Genomic DNA, 23,296 nt, shown 5'->3' on the forward strand with positions numbered 1-23,296 from the left:
ACAGCTTACTCAAACTGCTCTATGCCGGTATACTGAAAGCCTCCGAGCGATGGACGCATCCGATTCAGAACTGGAACCTGACGCTATCACAGCTGACGATCCACTTCCCGGACCGCCTGGAGAAATACATCAGCCTGTGAGGCTATTTGGCTGACACAGAGTTTTGAACACCCTCACTTTTCTTCCAGTTACGGGAATGACAACCCATTAATGAAATTCCAGCTTCCTATAAACGTCGATCAGCGATTCGTGGAAGTATAAATATCCTATCAGCAGGAGATTGCAGAACCCGCCCATTACGAAATGGCGTATATATTAAAATCAGACGATACACAGATCTCTTCATGTCATGTCATGTCAAACTTATTATCCACCCCCTAGAAAGCCGCTATAAAAAATAGGACAAAATAAACAAAACAGCCCATTAAAAACAATCTCTTTGACCAAAAACAATTAATAATAAACCCCCACTTTTCATTAAAAATGCCAACCAAATATCAGTTTATGTCGCAATTTGCTCTCGAATAAAGTTGTTTTGAAGATAAAATTACTCACTGTCGAAGAGTAAATTGAATTATGAACCTTTACCTTCGACAGAAGTGCTCTCGCCCTATATTCAATGTATATGCAGTCGCAAAGCCCGCATTGAATTTCCATCGAATCAACAGCCAAAAGGAGAAAACACCATGAAATCTAAAAACCAAATAAATCCATTCTTAGGGTTTTTATTTCTTATTTTATCCCTTTCTACATCACTTTCAACTAACGCTCAAACTGTCGATGCTTCCTGTGCATTAGGTGATGTCACACTTAACTTTAACCCTAACCTTACGTTGACCACTATTTCGACAGATATAAATGGCTCTGGACGTGTCGAAGGCTGCATTTTTGCGTCAGACCAATCAGTACATACCGCAGTTATTAATGAGGTTCAAGGGGTTGGAAATCTATCGTGTCTTTTTAACGGGGAATTGAGTGGGACAGCTCTAGTCACCTGGGATGATCAAGTGACCAGCAATATAAATTGGGAGTCTGCACAGATTGAATTATTCAATATTGAACTCGGCGTGCCGTCAGTACCCCGAGTTTTCATTCTGCAAGGCGAAGTAGAATCGGGACGATTTGCAGGAAGTATTCTCACTCTCAGCTACAATGATATTCCGGAGCTTACCTATCTCGACTGTCTATTCGGAGGACTAGAATCTATAAGTGGCCCAGTAACGGCGCAATTTTTACAGCAATAGTAGAATTGATGCTGTCAGAAGCGGGATGTAACAACCTGTTACCAATGGTTTTCATCTCTTAAAAACATATAAATGGAGATACCTTATCGCCAGCGGTTAAAAAGACAGTCGATAAGGATCTCCCCTGACGGAATGCCTTATTTATACAAATCCATTACAGAGAAAGAAGGACATCTACTCACTGGTTAAGACACACTGGAGCCAGTATGGAAATCGAATGTGGCCACGCGCTCAAGGAGCTATCTAAGGATCTGGTGCACCCCAGTATGTGCCACAACAGATTCTACTTACCCCCATACAAACATCTGGTTTCTGGCACGCAGCGATAAAGACCGTGGATTAAACTGACGATCTTTACTCTACCACCAAACAAGGATCCTGCGCCTATAGTATCTTCACCTTTATTATCAGAAATTCTATAAATATCGAGAATACTCAACGTAGAAACGCCAATTTTTTCAGTCAATCCGGGTGAATTGAGGTAATACAGCGGGTTTAGAGTCGGCGCAACTACTGTCATGACAGCCCCATTTCCGTCAAATGCTCCAGATTTAATGGAACCGGTAAACGTAACAATAGCCCGGCCACCGACGTAGCTCGACGTTCAAGTAAATATAAAAACAGATTTTGGAAATCTGTAAATCAAACCTTGTAACTGCTTTCGATGTCTCCGCAAGCTTCGTGTCCAAGGTCATAGAGTGGCATAACCGGTTCGAGAAGTGGGAGGAAATCTGTGCGCAGGCATCCATAGCGTTGTGCACTACCTGCTCGAATAGGCCGAGACCGGCAATTATTTGTCGGTGTTGATCGGCTCGGTCAGCTTTCACGATTATCGATTCACTGGTCAGAATCGCCCCAAGGATCTACAGGTTGTAGGTTTTCGGCAGGCAGAGACCGCTGCCCCCTTGTCACCAGCCTCGAGTAACACGATATTGTAATTATTAATAAAAATCGTCGTTTTCAATCTCAAGCTTGATACTTTCCATTGCCTGCTCGTGTGCATAGACCACATTTTCAACTGTGAAATCTATGAGAGCAACATTGGCCTCGAAAACGATTTTTTCCGTAACCAGGGTGCCACTATCAACTGCAGTGAATTCGACCTGTTGGTGAGTAACTATATTGGGCAGTGTCCAGCTATCAGTCTGGTAGCTATAGCTGCCCGGAGAAATCCTTTGCCGAACATGGGTCTCGTTGGTTGTGGGAATTCCCGCAACCGGTATCACCTCAATCGCAGTAAAGTTTCGGATCTTCACGCCATTCTGATTGGCATACTCTTCGTGCTCAATCACGTCTGTAAGGAAAGGATGGTGTCCAATATGGTTACTGATGTCTGAATAGATCGAAAAAACCTGTTCGATAGGTGCATTGATCACGCCGCTGACTACGGCCGTTTCTGACCGGCGAAGAGATAGCGGGAGGGGCTAACAATGTGTTCATGAGCTCTGTAGTAGTGCCAGGCTAATTGCCAATCCGCGGCATAAAGTTCGTCCGGCTTGCTGGCAGCGGAAGCTGAAATGCTTGCCCACAGAGCCAGCGTGACAGCCCCAACCCAAGAGGAAGGGAACATACGGGGGCGCATACAATCACCTGAAGTTACAAATCACCCGATCAATATAGAAGAAATTAACACTGCGATTACTGGGGCGGCGGCCGAGTAGGCCTCAGGTTATTGTTATATTTGCGCTGGCACCTGGCTTTCGCATGCTCCATGGCATCGGCGCCTTTTGTAGGCAGCCGGTGTCGATCGCCACTGTTCATTTCTACACCCCGGCTAACGTGCAGTAGCTGAAAGCCACCGCTCGCTTTGCTCGCTCTCGATCACCAACTGCTTCTGAAGCCGAGCTGGGCCTCCAACGTATGGGAGCTGGTGTTGCTGGTACCCTGCTCATAGCCAAGGCTCCCGTAGAGGGTGGTGCCGGTGGAGAATTGCAGACTGGCGCCCAGATTGAACTCAAGCCAAGTACTGTCCAGCTCCGCGGTAAAAGGCACGAAGCCGGCGGCGGAAGACAAGCGGGTTTCCGGCTCTCCTTCGAACTCATGCCACAGGCTCAGCCTTGCCCAGGCGGTATAACGTTGCGGCGCGACACCCCAGGTGCGCGCCAGGCGCGGACCCAGGCGCGCTGCCAGCGAGTCCAGTTCACGGTAGCGCACTCGGGCGAAGCCATCGTTGAAGTTGTCGAGGTCTTGGTCCTGATACACCAACTGCGCCTGTGGCTCCAGTATCCAGCCGTCGCCGAAGCCCGAGGCATAGCCTGTCTCCAGCGAGGCGGCCAGGCCCCTACCGGCCGTATCGCCCGTGCGCAAACCGGGGATGCGGCGCTCGGCGTGCATCTCCAGCTCGTAGCGACTGGCCTGCAGTACCCCGTCCAGGTACCAGCTGTCGACACCGGGCCCGCTGCCAAACCAGGTGCCATACGCGCCGAGGGAATAACTGTCGAGATCGATGTCGCCAGCGCGGAAGCTGGCATCGTCGGGCCTGTCGTGATCCACATCGGCGTCGGCACGACCGGCGGCGATGTACAGGCCGGCCTCGGTACGGCTAACGGTATTGCCTGCGCGGTATACATCGACACCCAACTGCAGTGCGCCCAGGTCGTAGTCGAAGCCGGGGCCCTTGCCCCAGATTCCGCGGTCATCGCCACCGTGCTCGCCGTCGCGACCGATAACCCGCGCCCAGACCCGGCCGGACATTTCGGCAGGCAATTCCGGCCGCGCGGCGTTACCGCCACGGCGCTCGTGCAAGGTATCGAGCAATTGACGTGAGTAGATCAGCGCCAGCGCAGGTGCGCCGGTGTACAGCGACACTTCCTGGCGGTAGTTAGCCGTGGGGACAGGCTCGGGTCCAGGCTCGGGTCCAGGCTCGGGTCCGGGCTCGGGTCCGGGCTCGGGTCCGGGCTCGGGTCCGGGCTCGGGTCCGGGCTCGGGACCGGGCTCGGGACCGGGCTCAGGGCCGGGCTCGGGCTCGGGTTCAGGGCCGGGCTCAGGTTCCTCCAGTGTCGAGCGCAGGAACCAGCTCTCCTCCGATCCGGCGCTGATACCGCCGCGATAGAGGGTGTATTCGTAGGGGCCAGCCAGCAGCGCGTTGCCTTGGGTGAAGGCGCCGGCACTGGTGGTGGCACCATTGACGGCGTCCACTACCAGTATGCCGTTGCCGGTGGTCAGCGCGCCCTCCCCGCCCACCTGGCGGATTTGCAGGCTGCTGTTACCGCTGGCCCTGCCACCGTCGATCACGAGCAGATCGGACGGCGAGCCGTCGCCGCCGAGAAAGGTGTTGAGGGCGACGAAACTGCCGGGGCCGCCCACATAATTCGATACCAGCAGCCGGTTGCCGATGCCGCTGCCGGCGATCTGGGCCAGCGCATTGTTGACCAATCCGCTGTTAATGATGAAATCACCCTTGGCTCCGCCTGCGAAAACCGGGGCGGCATCGGCGACGGCAATAGTGCCGTCATTGGTCACGGTTCCCGTCACGCTGCCGTAGCCGCCGAGGGTGGCGCCGGCGGCTACGGCACCGCCCCCACCGCCGGAAATGGCCGCATCCATATGACTCGCATCGCCCACCGCGAGTGTGCCCTCGAGCACCCTGGTGCTGCCGGAGTAGGGGTTGTCGCCCAGCAAGATAACACTGCCACTGCCGCGCTTGGTGAGCCCGCCCACACCACTGAAGGCGGAGGAAGCATCAGTGGCTACCGTAAAGCCGTTGTCGTCGACAGTTAAACCGCCGGATTCGATATTGAGTTCGGTTCCGGAAAAGCCAGTGACGAAATCGGCATTGTCGGCGAGGGCGCGCAGTATGCCGCCGTCGAAGTTGACTTGGGCCGCGCCGTCGCCAGGCATCAGCGACGAAACATCCAATACGCTGTCGCTGTTCACATCGATAGTGCCGTTACTGCCCGCTTCCGTTGCGACGGCCAGGCCATCCTGCACGGTCCAGACTGTGCCATTTTGCAAGGTAACGCCGAAGCTACTTCCGTCCTCCGTCATGGCCGCCCCGGTGAGTGTAGAGGTATTGGCGGTCAGGTTGAGCGTGCCGGTGTTGATCACCTCGAACAGCACCGTGCTGCCGCTGATGGACGAACCGGTGACGGTCGCGTCCAGGATTCCGCCCACCACCCCGATGCCAGAGGTCTGCTCCGATATCAGGATCGCGTTTTCGAGGGTCACCGTATTAGTTCCCCCGCTACCGCGCAGGGCGTTGGCACTTGCTCCGGCAGCGGTGATCGAGCCGCCGTCGACGTTGAGCGTGCTGCTGCCCGAAAGCTCGGCGCCGTGCGCGAAGGCTCCGCTGGCCGCGACGTCGGTATTGGTCAGGGCTGCAGTGCTATTGGAAAGCAACAGCAGGCCAGTTCCATCGCTGGTGACCGAGCTGTCCGCCAGTGAGAGCCTCGCATCATCTTCCACCAAGGCTCCAAACACGCCGCTATTGGCTCCCTGAATGGTCGTGCCGGTGGCCGTGAGCGTGGAGCCTGCCCCCTTGGCGAAAAGGACAGGCTGTTTATAACCAGAACCTGTCACCGAGCCGCCATCCAGTGCCATGCTGGCGGCAAAAAGTGCCGCGGCACCCCTCGATCCGCTGAGGGTAACACCCGACAAGGAAATTTCGGCTCCACTGCCAGCCACAGCGCCGTAGCCGGCAAAACCTGATCCCGTTCCCGCTCCCGTTGCCGTAGCTGCCACGGTGGAATCGGTGACAGTGATCTTCGTGCCGATGCCCGAAGCGATGAGCCCGTCTCCATGATACCCGGACGCTTGAATCGTGGATCCGCCGAGGATGGTGACCGTTCCTCCGCGCAAGACATAAGCCCCGCACGCATCCACGCCCGAGACCTGAATCGAGGAGTCATTGGAGATGGTGATGCTTCCCCCCCTCGTCGCTGAAACCCCGTGTGCGCTGTCTCCTCCAGTGATTATGTCGAGAGGGCTGAAACTTTCGATGACTCCATTATTGAGCGCATACAAGCCGATACCGTCAACCCCGATAGCAGTGCCGGTATCTATGGTCCCGCTCGCGGTTTCGGTAGTGCCATCGGCCACGACCTGCTGAGCCATCAGCGACTGCGGTGCGGCGGCCGCCAGAACCGTGACGCCGACAAGCACGGCGAAGTACAGGAGCCCGGCACTGAAAGTTCGGCGGTGGGGAGCTGCACCGTAGGCAGCCACCAGGATTCTGTGCGGTGTGTCAACAGACGCTGAAGTAGAACCGTACATCATTTAACTCCCTGTAGTGACCAGAACAGGGAGGCACTCGGGTAGCCCACGGGGCGCTGACCGGACAATCACCTTCCTGAGATGCGACTAACCGGGAAACCCGCAGTAAGCTGTCCCGGCTATGCTAAACCAACCTTGATTTTTAAGTATTCTAGCCACGTTCTTCTGTCCCTACTCCATCACATGGGGATTAACCCACCTGGCACTTTCCCGGGGAACCTCTTCCACCGGCCTCGATTCCATTATGTGTGTCCGGCAATGGAAATTCCCAAAATATATAGAACGCTCTTAATAAAAGTTTTTGAGATAAAACCATAGCCGCTCCGTACAGAAGCAATTTCCAGTAGGCTTTCCAGTAGACAGGAAGCAGTCACCCCGCCTGACCACCAATGGCCGGCGGCATTGCTATCGGGGTGTCGTCACACCCTGTCGACAATCCGCCAGTACAATAAATTCCGGCGCGCGCACGTATCCCCGAAACTCAAGGCCCGGACGTTGCGGCGCGAACATATTGCGGCGGACATTACCGGGGGGGGCGATGTTCCGCGCGGTGAATTGCCGGGCCCAGAATGAGCGAGATCACGAGAAGTGCAGGCTAGCCACCTTTTTGATACCGGGCGGCGGAGACTACCAGCGTCTCGCGAACGCCCACCAACACCAGAATCGCGGAAGCAATGGCACCCAACACCACCGGTGGCATCCACAGGGCACAGGGGATCAGCAGCAACAACAGCAGTATGCCCAAGTAATGGGACAGGGGATGGCTGCGAAATATCAGCCACTTGAACAGTATATTACCTACCAGGTAGATGCCGGCACCGCCGACGATAGTCCAAATCACTTTCCCCGGTGTATGGCCTAGCGGGTGCGCCAGAACAAACTCGTCTGCCGCGGCAATGATCACTATGCCGGCGATGATCAGGAAGTGCACATAGGTGTAGACCAGCCGCCCCACCGCGCCTGTGTCTTCCATCTCGCCGAGCTTTTCGCTGGCGTGTTCGGCGGCCAGGTTGAAATAGATCCACCACATGGCCACGGTGGCCACGAAGGCGCTGACAAACGCGGTGACGGTGGCGGCATCCCAGTCCAGGTCGGCAAAGGTGGAACCGCTCACCAGCAGGGACTCACCCAGGGCGATGATCACCAGCAGGCCACAGCGCTCGGCCATATGTTCACCGGAAATGTCCCACTCGGCGCTGCTGGAACGCCCCAGGAACGGCACATAGAAGGAGGTCATCGCCGAGGCGTATTCCACCAGTACCGCCGCCGACCACCAGAGCAGGCGGGCCGACTCATCCGCGAGAGCGCCGGCAAGCCACAACAGTGCCGAGGCGCCGAACCACACCGCCATGCGCACGAAGGTACTGTGCACCTGCGGTCGCTGCCGGCGACACGCCAGACACATGAACAGCGTCCTGCCCAGCTGCATGAAGATATAGGCGCAGGCGAACATCAGAGCATAGTCGTCGAAGGCGTGGGGGATGGCGATCGCCATCAGCATACCGGCCAACATCATCGCAAACAGCAGCAGCTTTACCGGCACCTTCTGCGGATCGAGCCAGTTGGTGACCCAGGTAGTGAAAACCCAAACCCACCAAACCGAAAGCAGGATCAGAAAAAAGCTGTACACCCCCAGGGGATCGGGATGCTCGATCAGCACATGGGTGGTCTGGGTAATCGCGTAGACGAACACCAGGTCGAAAAACAGCTCGACGAAATCGACCTTGTGCTCCCTGGCCCCACCCTTGAGGCGGAACAGGCCCCCGGACAATGCAGTCAACATACTCAAAATTCCCAAGTCATTCTGTTATGTATTTGAGCACCCGCGGTCGATCTCAGTCGCCGCCCGGGAAGGGAATAAACTCCTCGGTATCGCCCGGCACTTTCGGAAAGCGCCCGGATTTCCAGTCGCTGATTGCGGACTCGAGGCGCGCGTCAGTGGCGGCGACAAAGTTCCACTCGATCCGCCGCGGGCCAACACTCTCACCGCCGATAACTGCAATGCGGCTCTCCTCGCCGGCCTCCAGGACCACACCCTCTTCGGCGGCGAAGATTCCCATCGCGTGCGCCGGAATTTCCATGTCCCTGGCCTTCACCGCGCCACTGGCCACATACACCGCCCGCTCGGCCGCCATCGGCAGTTCGACCGACTGGCCCGGCTGCAGGTGCATCTCCACATACAAGGTTTCGGCGAAGGTCTTAACCGGGGAGGTGACGCCGAAAGCGCTGCCCATGATCACCCGCGCGGCGGCGCCGTCGACCGTCAGCGACGGAATCGCCTCCGACGGGTAGTGGTGAAATTCCGGATCCATCTCGGCGTACTGATCCGGCAGTGCCAACCACAACTGCAGGCCGTGCACCCGGTGCGAGGAATCCCGCACAACCGGGCGTTCGCGCTCGGAGTGCACGACGCCACTGCCGGCAACCATCAGGTTGATATCCCCCGGGCGTATTACCTGCTCGCTGCCGAGGGAGTCGCGGTGGAGGATTTCGCCCTCGAACAGGTAGGAGACGGTGGCGATATTGATGTGCGGATGCGGGCGCACGTCGATACCCTCGCCCGCCAGAAATTCCGCCGGCCCCATGTGATCGAAAAAGATCCACGGCCCCACAGCCTTGCAGGCGGTATTGGGCAGACAACGGCGCACCGAAAAACCGCCCAGATCTTTGTCTTTGGGGTGAATGACCATTGTCAGGGCGCCGCACCCCTGCTCCAGCCGGCACTCCTCCCGTTCAAGGTCTTTTTCCAGGGTACTCACTGCTTCGCCCCCCGCTTCAGTCGATCCGTCCACTCGCATAGCGCCGCCATCTGCTGGCGAACGAAGTCGCGGGTCATGTCGTCTGCCAGCGCGCCGTTGGCATCGAACTTGTGCTGCGCCTGGGCGATCATCACCTCCGGCTTGTTGATAAAGTGCACATCCAGGTAGACCAGGATCTGTCGCAGATCGTAGTGCGCGCGCACGCCGCCCAGCATGCCCATGCTCGCGCTCATCACCGCGGCAGGCTTGCCGGCCAGCGGCTGCGGCGACTGCCGGGAGACCCAGTCGATGGCATTCTTCAGCACACCGGGAATCGAGTAGTTGTATTCCGGTGTGGCGAACAGCACCGCGTCCGCCGACTGGATGGCGTCGGACAGGCGCGCCACCGCGACGGGTACTTCCCGGTCGGCCAGTTCCTGGTTGTACAGCGGGATGTCGGCGAGATCGGCGATCCGCAGCTCAACATTCTCCGGCGCCAGTTCGCCGGCCGCACGCAGTGCCGCCGTGTTGTAGGAATCAGTGCGCAGGCTACCGGAAATACCGAGAATGCGAAGTTTGTCGGACATGGCTCTTTCCTGTTCTTTTAATCTACAGACAAGACAGAAGCCCGGCAGCGAAGCACGCTGCCGGGCCAACTATTCACCCGGCAACCACAAGGGTTGCGGGCTTAGTATAAAGCCACCCGCCTCAGCGGCGGATGATTTTTCCGAGTGGGTTATCACTCGCCCTTGAGGGTGGTGTAGCTGGTAATCAGATTGCGGTAATCCGGAATATGATTGGAGAACAGGTTACCCAGGCCCTCGATATCGTTGCGCCAGTCGCGGTGCAGCTCGCAGGCGGCGCCGAACCAGGTCATCAGCTGGGCACCGGCGGCGGACATACGCTCCCAGGCCGCATCGCGGGTGAGCGGGTTGAAGGTGCCGGATGCGTCGGTAATCACGAAAACTTCGAAGTCTTCAGCCAGCGCCGACAGGGTCGGGAAAGCCACGCAGACCTCGGTCACGACACCGGCGATGATCAGCTGCTTCTTGCCGGTCGCCTTGACGGCTTTGACAAAGTCCTCGTTGTCCCAGGCGTTGATCTGACCCGGGCGCGCGATATAGGGGGCGTCCGGGAACATCTCCTTCAGTTCCGGCACCAGCGGACCGTTGGGGCCGTCCTCGAAGCTGGTGGTGAGAATGGTGGGCAGGTCGAAGTACTTGGCCGAGTCGGCGAGCGCCAGTACATTGTTCTTGAACTTGTCCGGATCGATATCCCGCACCAGTGACAGCAGGCCGGCCTGGTGGTCTACCAGCAGTACCGCTGCGTTGTCTTTGTCGAGTCGTACATAGGGTTTGCTCATGGGTTTCTCCTTCGGGGGTTGGTATGCCGACCAACAGCCGGCATCGTTTGAAAAAGCTAGCCGGCGTTACCGGCCGCCGAAACGACCGCGGCTGAAATCCTCGATCGCCTCGACGATCTCCTGCCGGCTGTTCATGACGAAGGGCCCGTGGCCGACAATCGGTTCATCGATCGGCCGGCCGCTCAGCAGCAGCACCTTGGCGTCGCTACTGGCCCGTATGGACACCTGTTCGCCCTCGCGGCCGAGCACGGCCATCTGCGCCGCACCGGCCTCGGCGACGCCGTTGACCGACACTGTGCCGTCCAGTACCACCAGCGCGGCACTCCAACCATCGGGCAGCGAAAACTCGGCGGTGCCGCCACAGGATAGATGCAGATCCCACACCTGCATCGGTGTGAAGGTATTTGCCGGCCCGGCAGCGCCGGCATATTCACCGGCGATCACCCGCAATTCGCCGGCCGCATCCGGCAGCGACACCTGCGGTATATCCTGCGCGAGGATCGCCTGGTAACCGGGCTCGGTCATCTTGTTCCGCGCCGGCAGGTTGACCCACAACTGCACCATTTCCAGGGTCCCGCCGGACTCGGCAAAGGCGGGCGAGTGATACTCCTCGTGCAGTATCCCTGCGCCGGCGGTCATCCACTGCACGTCGCCGGGCCCGATAACACCGCCTTCGCCGGTGGAGTCCCGGTGGGCCACCTCGCCGCGGTAGACAATGGTCACCGTCTCGAAACCGCGGTGCGGATGCTCCCCGACACCGCGGCGGCGGGTGGTTGGCGCGAAATCCGCCGGACCGGCGTAGTCCAGCAGCAGGAAAGGGCTCAGTTGTTCGGCGTGGGTCTGATATGAAAACAGCGAACGCACCGGAAAGCCGTCGCCCACCCAGTGCGGGCGGGGAGCGCTGTAGACACCGAGGACCTGCTTCATTTCTCAACTTCTCCAGTGGCGGCCGGCATTGGCCGAATCGATGGAGGCAGGATAGTTTTGCAACACCAGAGGTGCTAGCCTGCAGTTTTACACCTCAGTGTCTCAAATTTGGAACAGTAAATGGGCTGGCGCTATGCAGGACCTGAATGATCTCTATTACTTCGTACAGGCCGTTGACCACGGCGGTTTCGCCCCCGCCAGTCGCGCACTGGGCATCCCCAAGTCCAAGCTGAGCCGCCGCGTCGCCGCACTGGAGGAGCGCCTGGGAGTGCGCCTGCTGCAGCGCAGCACGCGGCACTGTTCGGTGACCGAGATAGGACAGACTTACTACGAACACTGCAAGGCGATGCTGGTGGAGGCAGAGGCGGCGCAGGAGGCCATCGATTCGGTGCGGGCGGAACCCGCCGGGGTGATCCGTATGACCTGCCCCATCGCCCTGCTGCACGCGCACATCGGCGGAATGCTCGCAGACTTCTTGGTCCGCTACCCGAAGATCACCGTGCACCTGGAGGCCACCAATCGCCGGGTCGACCTGTTGGGCGAAGGCGTCGACGTGGCCCTGCGCGTGCGCCCTCCCCCGCTGGAGGACAGCGACCTGGTAATGCGCGTGCTCTCCGACCGCGGCCTCTGCCTGGTCGCCAGCCCAAAACTGGTAGAAAGGTTCGGCGAGCCGGCTGTGCCGGCTGACCTGAACGGCTGGCCGAGCCTCGGGCTCGGGGTGCCGCAGCAGAGCTACAGCTGGACCCTGTACGGCGAGAATGGTGCCGAGTCGAGCATCTACCACAATCCGCGCTATGTGACGACGGATATGATCGCGCTGCGCAGTGCGGCTGTCGCCGGCGTGGGTGTGGTGCAACTGCCGATACTGGTGGTGGAGGAACAGTTGCGCAACGGGGAACTGGTGAGGCTGCTTTCCGGCTGGTCGCCGCACCGGGACATCATCCACGTGGTCTTTCCATCCCGGCGTGGGCTGTTGCCTTCCGTGCGCGCCCTGATCGATGCGCTAATCGACTTCTATGCCTCCTTCGAGGAGGATTGAGCGGCTAGAGATCGAAGCCGACACCGATCCCCGCCGAGGATACACCGCTACTGAAGGCGCCGCCGAAGGTCACATAACCCCGCTTCGAGATGGGGCGGCCGTAGCCGATCGACACCGCATTCTCGCCCTCCTGCCAGCCGGCGCCGATGGCAATCCGGCCGCGACAGCTGCGCCAGTCGCGCGGATCGGCGCAGCGGTTGGTGGCGCTATTCGCCGAGACCTGGCTCATGGCCGCCGCCATGGCGCCGGTGCGGTTGATGTTTTCATCCAGCCGGTCGATCTGCCGCTGCTGCCGGTCGAGGCGGTTGCCCAGCTCAATGACATTGTTTTCCATGTTCAATATCCCCTGCAGCTGCTGGTCGGTATAATCCTTTGCTTCCTGCAGCGTCGCATTGAGCTGTCGGACGTTGACCGCGTCGGTATCGTCCTCGCCGTCCTGCACGTTGGTGACGCGGCGCTCGTTGCCCGCGCTACCCACAGAGACGGTATTCTCCTGACTGGCGACAGATCCCCTGCCCAGGGCGACGGAATTGTTGGCGTTGACCTCGGTCCCGTAGCCCAGGGCGGTGCCGCCGGGGGCGGTGACACTGGAATCCGCGCCCACCGCCACAGACTCGATGGCGCCGCTACTGATATTGGCGTTGGCCCCAACGGCGGTGCTGCTGTCCGCATTGACCCGTGCATTGGCACCGAAGGCGGAATCCTTGGCGCCCGCCGCGAGACTGTTCTCGCCGAAGGCAGTGGCGTCATCGCCGGTGGCGGCACTGCTTTCGCCGCCGGCCAGCGCGTTGGCGCCCTGCCGGGTGCCCAGGTGCACTCGATCCTCTATTTCCAGCAGCGCCTGATCGGCGTCCGCCTGGGCATTGTCGGCGGTGGTCTGCGCCTGATCCGCCTTGTCCTCCACCACATTCAACTGGTCCAGGTTGACGGCGTCGGTGCCGTCCACGCCCGGCGCCAGGCCGGTGATGCGGTTGCCACTCATACTGGCGTCGCTGTCGAAGGTCGCCGGCCCCTGTATATCCACGCCGGCCTCGCCGCGAATGGTAACGGTATTGGTGCTGGTGATATTGGCGCCACCGGCGCCATCGCCGCGCATTGTCGCGGTGCCGTCCTTGTCGATGCGGACCTCGCCGGTGGCATTGCCGGGATAATTAGTCGGCGTGCCCGACTCGGCGCCATTGGCCATACCAACTGCCACGTCCCCGGTGCAGGTTTGATCGCCGGTACCGGCATAGCCCAGATTGCGCCCCTCAGCGGTCCCCTCATCCGGCCCCGGACAGATCACCAACTGGCCACTGTCGGCCCGCGCGACATTCGAGACAGCTCCCAGCGAGGTGACCCACAACAGCACTGCGGCAAGCAAAAAATCTTTTGCCAGTGCCCGGCAACTGGTTATACGCGGCATTTTGTTACACTCCCTGTGAACAGAATGGTGGGAGTGTAGTTCAATTTTTACGGGTCGGGCCGGCAGCCCGACCACCTTCCACACCGCGCCAAGTCGGGAGCTAAAGGGGCAATCCACGACCGCGCACAAGCGGATTCAGGCTGCGGATCACCACTCCCCGACATTTCCCATGGACGCCCAGGGCTCCTGCGGTTCCAGCGGCTCGCCCTTCTGCAGCAGCTCGATGGAGATGCCGTCCGGCGAGCGCACGAAGGCCATATGGCCGTCCCTTGGCGGCCGGTTGATGGTGACACCCCCATCCATCAGCCGCTGGCAGATTGCGTAGATATTGTCCACGCGGTAGGCCAGATGACCAAAATTGCGCCCGCCGCTGTAGGTCTCCGGATCCCAGTTGTAGGTCAGCTCCAGGCAGGGGGCCTTCTTCTCCCGCGCCGTGTCCGCGTCGCCCGGCGCGGCAAGAAACACCAGCGTAAAGCGCCCTTTGTCGTAATCCTTGCGGCTGACCTCCTGCAGGCCCAGCTTCTCGCAATAAAATTTCAACGACTCTTCCAGGTCCGATACGCGTACCATTGTGTGCAGATATTCCACGCCTCTACTCCTTCCTTTTCCCAGCCACTACAATCGCGGCACAATTTAAAAGATCCAGTTTGCTGAAACCAGAACCAAATGTATCAGAAATACTATTCACAATTTTTACAGGCGCCCAGCGGCGGTTCCTCCCCGATGCTGCACATGGCGTGCCACTCCCACCACTACTGGCCGGACGTCACCCTGGACGCGGTGCAGCAGTACTGGCGCGACTCGGCCCTGCTGGCCGACGACAAGTGGGGGCCCATCTTCGAGGAGAAGATCCCCGCCTGGCAGAAAGCCGTGGCGAGTGTGCTCAACCTGCCGGACCCGGACCGCATCGCCATTGCGCCCAACACCCACGAGCTGGTCTACCGCCTGATCAGCGCCTTCGACCTGACGAAGCCGCTGCGCATCCTCACCACCGATGGCGAATTCTACAGCTTCGCCCGCCAACTGCAGCGCCTGGAGGAACTGTCCAATGTCGAGGTGACCCGCGTTGCCAAGGAGCCCTACGCGACCCTGGCGGAGCGCTTCGAACAGGAGCTGCACCGCGGCGACTACCACTTGGCCTATGCCAGCCAGGTCTTCTTCGATTCCGGTGTGGTATTCCCCCAGCTGCTGCAGATAGCCGCGCGCAAGCCGGTGCGCACCGAGTTTGTGATCGACGGCTACCACGCCTTCTTCGCCCGCCCGATAGACCTGGGCGAGATTGCCGACAGGGTTTTCTTCACCGCCGGCTCCTACAAATACCTCGGCGCCGGCGAGGGCATGTGCTTTATGAGCATCCCCGCCGACTGCCAGCTGCGCCCGCTGAACACCGGCTGGTTCGCGGAACTGGAGGAACTGGAGAACCGCGCCGACCGGGTCGGCTTCGGCGACAACTGGCTGCGCTTCGCCGGCGCTACCATGGACTACTCCAGCCTGTACAAGGGCCTGGCGGTATTCGAACTGTTCGGGCGGGAAGGCATCACGGTGGAGAAGATCCACGACTACGTGCTGGCCGCACAGAAGCACTTCCTCGACACCATGGATGCCGCCGGCCACCCGCTGCTGAACCGGGACAAGCTGATTTACCACGACCTGGAAAACGGCCACGGGCACTTCTTTACTTTCGACTGCGGTACCGCGGAGAAATCGGAACAGTTGCAGCGGGAACTCAAGTCCCGCGCCGTACTGAGCGACCGCCGCCAGCGGCTGCTGCGGCTGGGCTTTGCGATTTATCACCGGGAGGGGGAAGATTATCGGCAGGTGTTCGGCTGACGGGGTTCGGGAACCAATCCGCTCAGCCTGTGTTCAGAATACAGCGATTACAATCCCACCCACTGTTTTCACTAAGTTTCTAGAACAACCAACAAGGAAAATGTCATGAAGGTTGTAAAAATTTCCACCATCGCCCTGCTCGCGCTGCTCGCCACCGCCTGCGGAGGCGACCGCCACCCCGCACAGAGCGGCACACTGGTCTCCATCTCCGCCACCGGCGAAGCGAGCAAGGTGCCGGACGTGGCCAATATCTCCGCCGGCGTGGTAACCGAGGCGGAGGACAGCGAACAGGCGATGCGCGATAACGCCGTGCAGATGGAGCAACTGATGAAGGCGATCAAGAAAGCCGGCATCGATGACAAGGACGTGCAGACCAGCGGTATCAGCCTGTCGCCGCGCTACGATTACCAGCAGGGCCGCAAGCCACAGATCACCGGCTACCAGGCCAGGAACACCGTCAGCGTCAAGGTGCGCAAGCTGGAGAAACTGGGCGAGGTGCTGGACACCCTGGCCGCCGCCGGCGCCAACCAGATCCACGGCCCCAGCCTCGAAATCGGCGAACCGGAACCGGTGATGGCCGAGGCGCGCAAGCAGGCGCTGGACAAGGCCCGGGGCCGCGCCGAGACCTATGCGGAGTCCCTGGACATGAAGGTGCGCCGCATCGTCAGCGTTTCCGAAAACGGCGGTCCCGGCATTCCGCGGCCGATGATGCGCGCCGAAATGGCCGCGGCAAAGGCGGACGCAAGTACACCGGTGGCACCGGGGGAGACCACGTTGACGGTGAATCTGGACCTGGTTTTCGAACTGAAGTAACCTTTCCAAATGCGGAATGCGGAACGATGAATGCGGAATGCGCGCTAGACATTATGCACACTGTCTGACATATCGTCCGCGCCCGTACTCCCGGAATAACAGCTTGACAGCAAAGCGCAGGCGGCAGAATCTGTCCGTATTTCCTCATTCCGCATTTACAAACACCTTCCCGTCCTTCATCACAAACTGCACCCGCTGCAACTCGGAAATATCCTCCAGCGGATTGCCGGCCACGGCGATGATGTCCGCCTTCTTGCCCTCGCTGACACTGCCCAGTTCGTCCTGAACCTTAAGCAGTTGTGCCGCATTCCAGGTGGCGCTGCGGATGGCGTCGGCAGGGGTCATGCCACCGGCAACCATCAATGCGAATTCGCGCGCATTGTCGCCATGGCGACTGACGCCGCTGTCGGTGCCGAAGGCGATTCTGACCCCGCGCTTGTAGGCGTTGGCAAAGGTATTCTGGATCAGCGGCCCTATGGTGGCGGCCTTGCTGCGCACCATATCCGGGAAGAAACCCTCCAGCGCGGATTTCTGCGTGACCCACTCGCCGGCCATCAGCGTCGGCACATACCAGGTGCCGTTGCGCTTCATCAGCTCCATGGTCTCGCCATCCATATAGGTGCCGTGCTCTATGGAGTCGACGCCGGCGCGGATGGCCCGGTCCATGCCCTCCTTGCCGTGGGCGTGCACCGCCACGGTAAAGCCGTAGTCCTTCGCGGTGGCCACTATCGCCTCCAGTTCGTCGGCCATGAATTGCGGATTCTGGCCGCTCTTGGCCACACTGAGCACGCCACCGGTGGCGGTGATCTTGATCAGGTCGGCGCCGTCCTTGTAGCGCTGGCGCACCGCCTCGCGGGCGCTGGCCGGGCCGTTGACCACCCCCTCCGCCGGGCCCGGGCTGCCCATCAGGTCGCCGCGGTATCCGTTGGTGGGGTCGGCGTGGCCGCCGGTGGTGGCGATGGACTTGCCGGCGGTAAAGATGCGCGGACCCTCGATGGTGCCGGCCTCTATCGCCTTGCGCAGGCTGACGGTGACATTCCCGCTGTCACCCAGGTCGCGCACCGTGGTGAAGCCGGCCTGCAGGGTGCGCCGCGCCGTGTCCACCGCGCGCAGGGTGTAGTCGGCGGGATTCCAGGTAAAGGTCTCCATATAGGTGCGCGGGCCGTACTCGTAGGCCAGGTGGGTATGCATGTCCATCAGCCCCGGCAGTACCGTGTAGTTGCGCAGGTCCACCAGCTTTTCCCGGTCGCGCTTGGCGAAGCCCTTCTGCACCGACTCTATGCGGCCGTCGACGACATGGATTGTGCGATTTTCCAGCAGCTTGCCGCTCTCGCTGTCAAACAGCCTGCCGGCGTAGATGGCTGTCGCCTCAGCCAGTGACTGGGCGCAGAACAGGCCGCTGCAAATTGCCAGCAGCGCGGCGGCGGCGCGGTTGCGGAGGTTGCCCCGATTGGTACTTGTTGTCATTGTCCCACCCGTTAAATCCAACTTAGAGTCGTATAGCTTTTAAAAGACTCAAGTTCCGGTGTTCACGGGGACGGGGATTGGTAGCCCCGCAGAGGCGGCCTCGAGCGGCCCCACTGCCGGTGGTTACCTGGCAAAAAACCTCATCGGTAAACATTTGCCAGGTAACCACCGGCAGCGGGGCCGCGCACAATACCAGCCGGGGACTCTCCGCCCCCGTTGTGAACGTCGAAACTGGAGTTTTTAAGTTGCACAATCTACCCCAAGCGCCCCCCCAACCCAAGGGAAGAGTCCCAGGGGAAGGGGCCCCAGGCGAAGAGTCGAGAGGAAGCCCCGATGAAAATCTACGAATACGCCAGCGCCCCCAACTGCCGCCGGGTGCGCATGTACCTGGCCGAGAAAGGCATAGCGGACGTGGAATATGTACCGGTGGACCTCGCCAAGGGCGAGAACCTCACCGACGAGTACCGGCGCCGCGACATCAACGCCAAGGTGCCGGTGCTGGAGCTGGACGACGGCAGCTGCATCGCCGAATCGGTGGCTATCCAGCGCTACTTCGAAGAGCTGCAGCCGGAGCCGCCGCTGTTCGGCCACGATGCCAGGGAAAAGGCCCTGGTGGAGATGTGGAACCGCCGCGCCGACTTCAACATGATGCTCAATGTGGGCATGTGCTTCCAGCACACCTCCGGCTTCTTTGCCGACCGTATGGCCGTATTCCCGGACTACGGCGAGGACTGTGGCAAGAAGGTACTGAAGTTTTTCGAGGTGCTGGATCAGCACCTGGCAGACAGCCAGTACCTGGTGGGGGATTACTTCTCGGTGGCCGATATCGGCATGCTTTGTTCACTGGACTTCGGCAAGGTGGTGAAATTGCGGCCGGACCCGGAGAAGCACCCGAACCTGATACGCTGGCGCGAGCAGCTGAGTGCTCGGCCGAGCGCCTCTGCATGAGAATCCGGGGTTCAGGTCGAGGAGCCGGCATCGCCACCCAGAGTCGAGATCTCCGGGCGGCGCCGGCGCCTCGTCTTGGCCGGGACCATGCCCCGCATGGCTTCCAGCCTGCCGAAGCAGAGCAGCTTGTCGTTGGGCTCCAGCACCCGCTGAGGCCTGGGATTGGGTATTGCGGTGGCGCCCCGGTACAGGGTCAGCACATTGATGTCATGTTCGTACAGCTTCGTCTCCGCGATGGTACGGCCGACGAAATGTGACCCCTCCGGTACATAGATCTCGCCGACACCGTACCCCTTGCTGACGGTCAGCCGCTGGCGCACATCAATTTCCGGGAAATCCACATGAGCGGCAATATACTCGATTACCGCGCCGGCAACGTCCAGTCCGGTGCAGCGCTCGATCCCCTCCAGCCCGGGAGACGAATTGACCTCCATAATCTGCGGGCCGCTGCTGCCCTCCAGCATATCCACTCCAGCCACCTGCAGCCCCATGATCTGGGTGGCGCGAACAGCGGTTTCCATATATTCCTCAGACAACGACACCTGCTCCGCAATACCGCCCCGGTGCACATTACTGCGAAACTCACGCCCCTGCGCCACCCTGCGCATGGCCGCCACCACACGATCACCCACAACAAACGCGCGAATGTCGCGCCCTTTGCTCTCGGCGACGAATTTCTGGATCAGCACATTCTGTTTCTGGCTCTGCAGCAACTCGATGATGGCCTCGGCGGCCTCCACCGACTCCGCCAGTAAGACGCCGATCCCCTGGGTCCCCTCAATCAGCTTGATCACCACAGGTGCGCCGCCCACGCGCTCGATGGAGGGCAGCACATCTCTCCTGTTGTGCACGAAGGTGGTACGGGGAATGCCGATCTGATGGCGGCTCAGAAGTTGCAGGCTGCGCAGCTTGTCCCGGGAATTATTGATTCCGTGCGCGGTATTGGCACAAAAGACATCCAGCTCCTGAAATTGCCGGACCACTGCCGTACCGTAGTAAGTGATGGATGCACCGATACGCGGCAGTACCGCGTCAAAGTCCTCTAGCCGCTTCTGGCGGTAATAGAGATCCGGCGCTCCCCGCTGCAGCTCGATGGCGAACCTGATGGTATCGAGCACCGAGACATCGTGCCCGCGATGCCGGGCCGCCTCCGTAAGGCGCCGGGTGCTGTAGCAGTCGGGGCTTCTGGAGAGAACGGCAAGCTTCATAAAAGTCGCCTTTTAAGCGGGGAGGCCGCCGTTGGCAGACAGCGGGGCCACCGGCCGGTTCCCATCAGGGCTCCTGGCCGAGGACCTCCACCGGCCCGATATCCAGCGCCTCAATATCTTTTTGGATCTGATCCAGGTCCCCGACAATCACCCAGATAAACTGCTCCGGCGCGAGGAACTCCCGCGCCGAGGCCTCCACCTGCTCCTTGGTCAGAGCGGAGACCCGCTGCGGGTACTCGGCGATATATTCCGGCGGCAGCCCCTTTTCCAGCTGCCAGGTGATGCTGGACAGTAACTGCCCCTTGGTCTGGAAGCGCGCGCTCTGCTTGAGCACCTCGTCGTCGCGGTAGTCCGCCAGCTCATTTTCCCGCACCGGCTTGTCGCCGAGGTAGCTGCGGTATTCCTTCAGCAATTCCTCGATCGCCGGCGCCGTCTTGTCGGTCTGCACCGGCGCGAAGAGGATATAGGGGCGCTGGCCATCGGTATCCATGGATACGGCGCGGGCGCCATAGGACCAGTGCTTGTCCTCGCGCAGGTTCATATTCACCCGCGAGGTGAACTTGCCGGCAATGATGCTCGCCATCGCATCGAAGGCCTCAGCGCCCTCCGGCTGCCAGGGCGGCATCACCAGGCCGGCCATGATGTAACTCTGCTGGGCGCCGGGACGGTCGAGCAGATACACCCTCGCCTGCTGCGGCCGCTCCACCGCCGGCACCTGCACCCTTGCCAGCTCGAATTTCGGTGCCTTCCAGTCCGCCAGTGCCTGATTCAGCAGCGGCTCTATCTCCTTCCGGGTGACGTCACCGACGATAGTCAAGGTGGCGTTGTCCGGGCGCACCCAGGTATTGTGGAACTGCACCAGGTCGTCGCGGGTGACGGCTTTGACACCCTCGACGGTGCCGGAACCGGTCAGCGGCGATCCGTAGGGGTGCTGCTCGCCGAACAGCAGCGGCGGCAGGGTGCGCAGGGCCAGCCCCTGGGGCTGGGCCTTCTCCTGGGCTATGGCGTCGAGACGGTTGGACTTGACCCGGGCCAGGTCCTTTTCCGGGAAGAGCGGCTCCAATACCACCTTGGCGAACAGCTCCAGCGAGGGTTCCAGTTGGGCCTTCAGGGCACTGAACGTAATGCTGTTGTAGTCCAGCCCACTGCCGGCGCCGATGCTCGCGCCCAGCTCCTCCTGGCGCGCGCTGAACTGCAGCGCATCCAGGTCGCCGGCGCCCTCGCTCAGCATGCGCGCGGCGATGGAGGCCAGGCCCGGCTTGTCGCCATCCGCGGCGGCGCCGCTCCTGAACTGCAGGTTCATAAATACTGCCGGCGTGTCGTGGCGTTCCGCCAGCACCACTCTGAGGCCGTTATCCAGGGTGAACTCCTTCTGCTGCGGCAGCTCCAGGTCCACGGTCTTGTCCACCGCCGGCAGTGCACTGCGGTCCACGCCCTGCTCCGCCGCCGAGTATTTTCCCTTGGGCTTGATGACCAGCGTGTAGCTGTTCGGCTTCAGCCAGCGACTGGCCACATCCTGGACCTCCAGCGCCGAAACCTCGGCATAGTCCTCCAGGCCGTCGATCAGGGCCTTGGGATCGCCGTAGTAGAACTCCGACTGGGCCAGGATGTCGCTCTTGCCGCCAAAGCCGCCGATTTTCTCCAGCCCCTTTACCAGGCTGGCGAACTCGCTCTGCTTGATGCGGCGCAGCTCCTCGGCGTCCACACCGCTTTTGGCGAAGTCGCGCAGCTCCTCATCGAGCAACTTCTCCACCTTTTCCAGCGACTGCCCGGGTTTGACGTCCACCACAATGATCAGCTGCCCCGCCAGCTGGCGCCCGTAGTAGAAGGCGCTCACATTGGTAGCCACCTGCTCGTCGCGCACCAGGCGGCGGTATAAAAGGGAGTTCTTGCGGTTGGCCAGCAGGGAGGTGATCAGGTCCAGAGCGTCCTCCTCCTCACTGCCGATGGCGGGCACATTCCAGACTTTGTAGATACGCGTCTGCGGCACCTGGTCGAACATGATCTCGCGCTTGTTGACCTGGGTCGGCAGCTCCCAGCTCTTCAGGCGCGGCTGCACCTCGCTGCTGGGGATATCGCCGAAATACTCCCGCGCCTTGGCCATGGCCTCCTCTACGGAGATATCGCCGGCGATCACCAGTATCGCGTTGGCCGGCTGGTAGTAGTCCTGGAACCACTTTTTCACGTCCTCCAGGCTGGCGTTGTCCAGGTCCTCCATGGAGCCGATCGGCGTCCACGAATAGGGATGGTAGGGAGGGAAGGTACTGCTGGCGATGGTGTCGAAAGCCTGGCCGTAGGGAGTATTCTCCCCCTGGCGCTTCTCGTTCTTCACCACCCCGCGCTGCTCGTCCAGTTTCTCCTGGGTGATGGCGCCGACAAAGTGGCCCATGCGGTCCGATTCCATCCACAGGGCCATATCCAGCGCGCCCTTGGGCACCGTCTCGAAATAGTTGGTGCGGTCGTTGTTGGTGGTGCCGTTCATATCGGTGGCACCGGAGCGCTGGAAGGGCTCGAAGTACTCGCCCGGGTAATTCTCCGAGCCGTTGAACATCAGGTGCTCGAACAGGTGCGCAAAGCCGGTCTTGCCGGGCAACTCGTCCTTGGAGCCCACCTTGTACCAGATATTGATCGCCACCACCGGCGCCTTGCGGTCCTCGTGCACTATCACGGTGAGGCCGTTGTCCAGCACCTCCTTATGGAAGGGAATCTCCAGCTTGGGAGGCTCCACATAGGCTTTCTTGTCCGCCGCTGCCGCGCGGCTGCTGGCGGCGGCTTCCTTGTCCACCTTCATCGCGCGGTGGGACTCCCCCTCCGGCTTGCCGCAGGCACCGAGGAAAAGCGTGCAGAGGAGAAGGCTGATAGGAACACTGCGCAGAGTCATGTTGTTATTCCCTGAAAATGACCGGACTTCGAAAAGCAAAGTGTAGGCAATTATAGGAGGAGGATGTCACGGAATTCGCCGGGAACAAATTTGCGCAACCGCAGGCTGCCCGCACAGCGGGTGAGGCGCAGGGATGCGCCTCATAAAAAAATGGGCACCGAAGTGCCCAAACAAATACATCACAGAGAGAAGCGATGATGCAAATCGCTCGAGGGGAGAAAT

Annotated in this window: 18 protein-coding genes and 2 pseudogenes; 6 read left to right on the forward strand and 14 right to left on the reverse strand. The window is 60.4% G+C overall.

What is annotated here, in order from left to right; translation table 11 throughout:
- Together AC6R19_RS06665 and AC6R19_RS06670 are read left to right on the forward strand one after the other, a co-directional pair.
- Window positions 1-140: pseudogene (locus AC6R19_RS06665) on the forward strand (IS256 family transposase); the annotation flags it as partial.
- Between the two features lie 546 nt (window positions 141-686).
- The gene (locus tag AC6R19_RS06670; protein WP_500579012.1) at window positions 687-1,244 is read left to right on the forward strand and encodes a hypothetical protein; all 558 of its coding nucleotides are present in this window, start codon (window positions 687-689) and stop codon (window positions 1,242-1,244) included.
- 283 nt (window positions 1,245-1,527) lie between these two features.
- Here the strand turns inward: AC6R19_RS06670 and AC6R19_RS06675 are convergent, their stop codons facing one another.
- The 8 genes from AC6R19_RS06675 to AC6R19_RS06710 form a co-directional block, all read right to left on the reverse strand.
- Window positions 1,528-1,764, reverse strand: coding sequence for a hypothetical protein (locus AC6R19_RS06675; protein ID WP_500579013.1), 237 nt, complete (start codon window positions 1,762-1,764; stop codon window positions 1,528-1,530).
- A gap of 421 nt (window positions 1,765-2,185) precedes the next feature.
- Complete coding sequence (locus AC6R19_RS06680) at window positions 2,186-2,620, reverse strand: SRPBCC family protein (protein ID WP_500579014.1); 435 nt, start codon at window positions 2,618-2,620, stop codon at window positions 2,186-2,188.
- Between the two features lie 445 nt (window positions 2,621-3,065).
- Window positions 3,066-5,648, reverse strand: a complete 2,583-nt coding sequence (locus AC6R19_RS06685; RefSeq protein ID WP_500579015.1) for an autotransporter family protein — start codon at window positions 5,646-5,648, stop codon at window positions 3,066-3,068.
- A 1,402-nt stretch (window positions 5,649-7,050) separates the two neighbouring features.
- Window positions 7,051-8,238 (reverse strand): low temperature requirement protein A, encoded by a 1,188-nt coding sequence (locus AC6R19_RS06690; RefSeq protein WP_500579016.1) that lies wholly within the window; start codon window positions 8,236-8,238, stop codon window positions 7,051-7,053.
- A 52-nt stretch (window positions 8,239-8,290) separates the two neighbouring features.
- Complete coding sequence (locus AC6R19_RS06695; protein ID WP_500579017.1) at window positions 8,291-9,214, reverse strand: pirin family protein; 924 nt, start codon at window positions 9,212-9,214, stop codon at window positions 8,291-8,293.
- Window positions 9,211-9,780 carry an NADPH-dependent FMN reductase gene (locus tag AC6R19_RS06700; protein WP_500579018.1) on the reverse strand — a complete coding sequence of 190 codons (570 nt, stop codon included), beginning with the start codon at window positions 9,778-9,780 and terminating at the stop codon, window positions 9,211-9,213. Before AC6R19_RS06700 ends, AC6R19_RS06695 begins: the two co-directional genes overlap by 4 nt.
- 152 nt (window positions 9,781-9,932) lie before the next feature.
- Window positions 9,933-10,556: an isochorismate family cysteine hydrolase YcaC gene (gene ycaC, locus AC6R19_RS06705; RefSeq protein WP_500579019.1), complete on the reverse strand. Its 624-nt coding sequence runs from the start codon at window positions 10,554-10,556 to the stop codon at window positions 9,933-9,935.
- 66 nt (window positions 10,557-10,622) lie between these two features.
- On the reverse strand, window positions 10,623-11,483 hold the full coding sequence (locus tag AC6R19_RS06710; protein WP_500579020.1) for a pirin family protein: 861 nt from the start codon (window positions 11,481-11,483) through the stop codon (window positions 10,623-10,625).
- Between the two features lie 133 nt (window positions 11,484-11,616).
- Between AC6R19_RS06710 and AC6R19_RS06715 the strand changes: the two genes are divergently transcribed.
- The gene (locus AC6R19_RS06715) at window positions 11,617-12,522 is read left to right on the forward strand and encodes a LysR family transcriptional regulator (protein WP_500579021.1); all 906 of its coding nucleotides are present in this window, start codon (window positions 11,617-11,619) and stop codon (window positions 12,520-12,522) included.
- A 4-nt stretch (window positions 12,523-12,526) separates the two neighbouring features.
- Here the strand turns inward: AC6R19_RS06715 and AC6R19_RS06720 are convergent, their stop codons facing one another.
- Both AC6R19_RS06720 and AC6R19_RS06725 read right to left on the reverse strand, forming a co-directional pair.
- Window positions 12,527-13,927, reverse strand: a complete 1,401-nt coding sequence (locus AC6R19_RS06720; RefSeq protein WP_500579022.1) for a YadA-like family protein — start codon at window positions 13,925-13,927, stop codon at window positions 12,527-12,529.
- Window positions 13,928-14,074: 147 nt separating this feature from the next.
- Window positions 14,075-14,515, reverse strand: coding sequence for a VOC family protein (locus tag AC6R19_RS06725; RefSeq protein ID WP_500579023.1), 441 nt, complete (start codon window positions 14,513-14,515; stop codon window positions 14,075-14,077).
- Window positions 14,516-14,593: 78 nt separating this feature from the next.
- On the opposite strand from AC6R19_RS06725, the gene AC6R19_RS06730 reads away from it, so the two are divergent.
- Both AC6R19_RS06730 and AC6R19_RS06735 read left to right on the forward strand, forming a co-directional pair.
- On the forward strand, window positions 14,594-15,757 hold the full coding sequence (locus tag AC6R19_RS06730; protein ID WP_500579024.1) for an aminotransferase class V-fold PLP-dependent enzyme: 1,164 nt from the start codon (window positions 14,594-14,596) through the stop codon (window positions 15,755-15,757).
- Between the two features lie 105 nt (window positions 15,758-15,862).
- Window positions 15,863-16,570, forward strand: a complete 708-nt coding sequence (locus AC6R19_RS06735) for an SIMPL domain-containing protein (RefSeq protein ID WP_500579025.1) — start codon at window positions 15,863-15,865, stop codon at window positions 16,568-16,570.
- A 144-nt stretch (window positions 16,571-16,714) separates the two neighbouring features.
- Here the strand turns inward: AC6R19_RS06735 and AC6R19_RS06740 are convergent, their stop codons facing one another.
- Window positions 16,715-18,037, reverse strand: coding sequence for a metal-dependent hydrolase family protein (locus AC6R19_RS06740; RefSeq protein ID WP_500579026.1), 1,323 nt, complete (start codon window positions 18,035-18,037; stop codon window positions 16,715-16,717).
- 333 nt (window positions 18,038-18,370) lie between these two features.
- On the opposite strand from AC6R19_RS06740, the gene AC6R19_RS06745 reads away from it, so the two are divergent.
- Window positions 18,371-18,985, forward strand: a complete 615-nt coding sequence (locus AC6R19_RS06745) for a glutathione S-transferase family protein (RefSeq protein ID WP_500579027.1) — start codon at window positions 18,371-18,373, stop codon at window positions 18,983-18,985.
- An 11-nt stretch (window positions 18,986-18,996) separates the two neighbouring features.
- On the opposite strand, the gene AC6R19_RS06750 is transcribed toward AC6R19_RS06745, so the two are convergent.
- From AC6R19_RS06750 to AC6R19_RS06760, 3 genes and pseudogenes are all read right to left on the reverse strand, one after another.
- On the reverse strand, window positions 18,997-19,293 hold the full coding sequence (locus tag AC6R19_RS06750) for a cation:proton antiporter regulatory subunit (RefSeq protein ID WP_500579192.1): 297 nt from the start codon (window positions 19,291-19,293) through the stop codon (window positions 18,997-18,999).
- Window positions 19,270-20,193, reverse strand: a pseudogene (gene rimK / locus AC6R19_RS06755) (30S ribosomal protein S6--L-glutamate ligase); the annotation flags it as partial. The gene AC6R19_RS06750 and the pseudogene rimK, both read right to left, overlap by 24 nt.
- Window positions 20,194-20,257: 64 nt before the next feature.
- The gene (locus tag AC6R19_RS06760; RefSeq protein ID WP_500579028.1) at window positions 20,258-23,074 is read right to left on the reverse strand and encodes a M16 family metallopeptidase; all 2,817 of its coding nucleotides are present in this window, start codon (window positions 23,072-23,074) and stop codon (window positions 20,258-20,260) included.
- Window positions 23,075-23,296 lie beyond the last annotated feature (222 nt).

The sequence above is a fragment of the Microbulbifer sp. SE14 genome, assembly GCF_059834885.1.

Coding starts and splice junctions, on each gene's coding strand:
- AC6R19_RS06670 (WP_500579012.1), top strand. CDS start 687: ATGAAATCTAAAAACCAAATAAATCCATTCTTAGGGTTTTTATTTCTT.
- AC6R19_RS06675 (WP_500579013.1), bottom strand. CDS start 1,764: ATGACAGTAGTTGCGCCGACTCTAAACCCGCTGTATTACCTCAATTCA.
- AC6R19_RS06690 (WP_500579016.1), bottom strand. CDS start 8,238: ATGTTGACTGCATTGTCCGGGGGCCTGTTCCGCCTCAAGGGTGGGGCC.
- AC6R19_RS06700 (WP_500579018.1), bottom strand. CDS start 9,780: ATGTCCGACAAACTTCGCATTCTCGGTATTTCCGGTAGCCTGCGCACT.
- ycaC (WP_500579019.1), bottom strand. CDS start 10,556: ATGAGCAAACCCTATGTACGACTCGACAAAGACAACGCAGCGGTACTG.
- AC6R19_RS06710 (WP_500579020.1), bottom strand. CDS start 11,483: ATGAAGCAGGTCCTCGGTGTCTACAGCGCTCCCCGCCCGCACTGGGTG.
- AC6R19_RS06715 (WP_500579021.1), top strand. CDS start 11,617: ATGCAGGACCTGAATGATCTCTATTACTTCGTACAGGCCGTTGACCAC.
- AC6R19_RS06720 (WP_500579022.1), bottom strand. CDS start 13,927: ATGCCGCGTATAACCAGTTGCCGGGCACTGGCAAAAGATTTTTTGCTT.
- AC6R19_RS06730 (WP_500579024.1), top strand. CDS start 14,594: ATGTATCAGAAATACTATTCACAATTTTTACAGGCGCCCAGCGGCGGT.
- AC6R19_RS06735 (WP_500579025.1), top strand. CDS start 15,863: ATGAAGGTTGTAAAAATTTCCACCATCGCCCTGCTCGCGCTGCTCGCC.
- AC6R19_RS06740 (WP_500579026.1), bottom strand. CDS start 18,037: ATGACAACAAGTACCAATCGGGGCAACCTCCGCAACCGCGCCGCCGCC.
- AC6R19_RS06745 (WP_500579027.1), top strand. CDS start 18,371: ATGAAAATCTACGAATACGCCAGCGCCCCCAACTGCCGCCGGGTGCGC.
- AC6R19_RS06760 (WP_500579028.1), bottom strand. CDS start 23,074: ATGACTCTGCGCAGTGTTCCTATCAGCCTTCTCCTCTGCACGCTTTTC.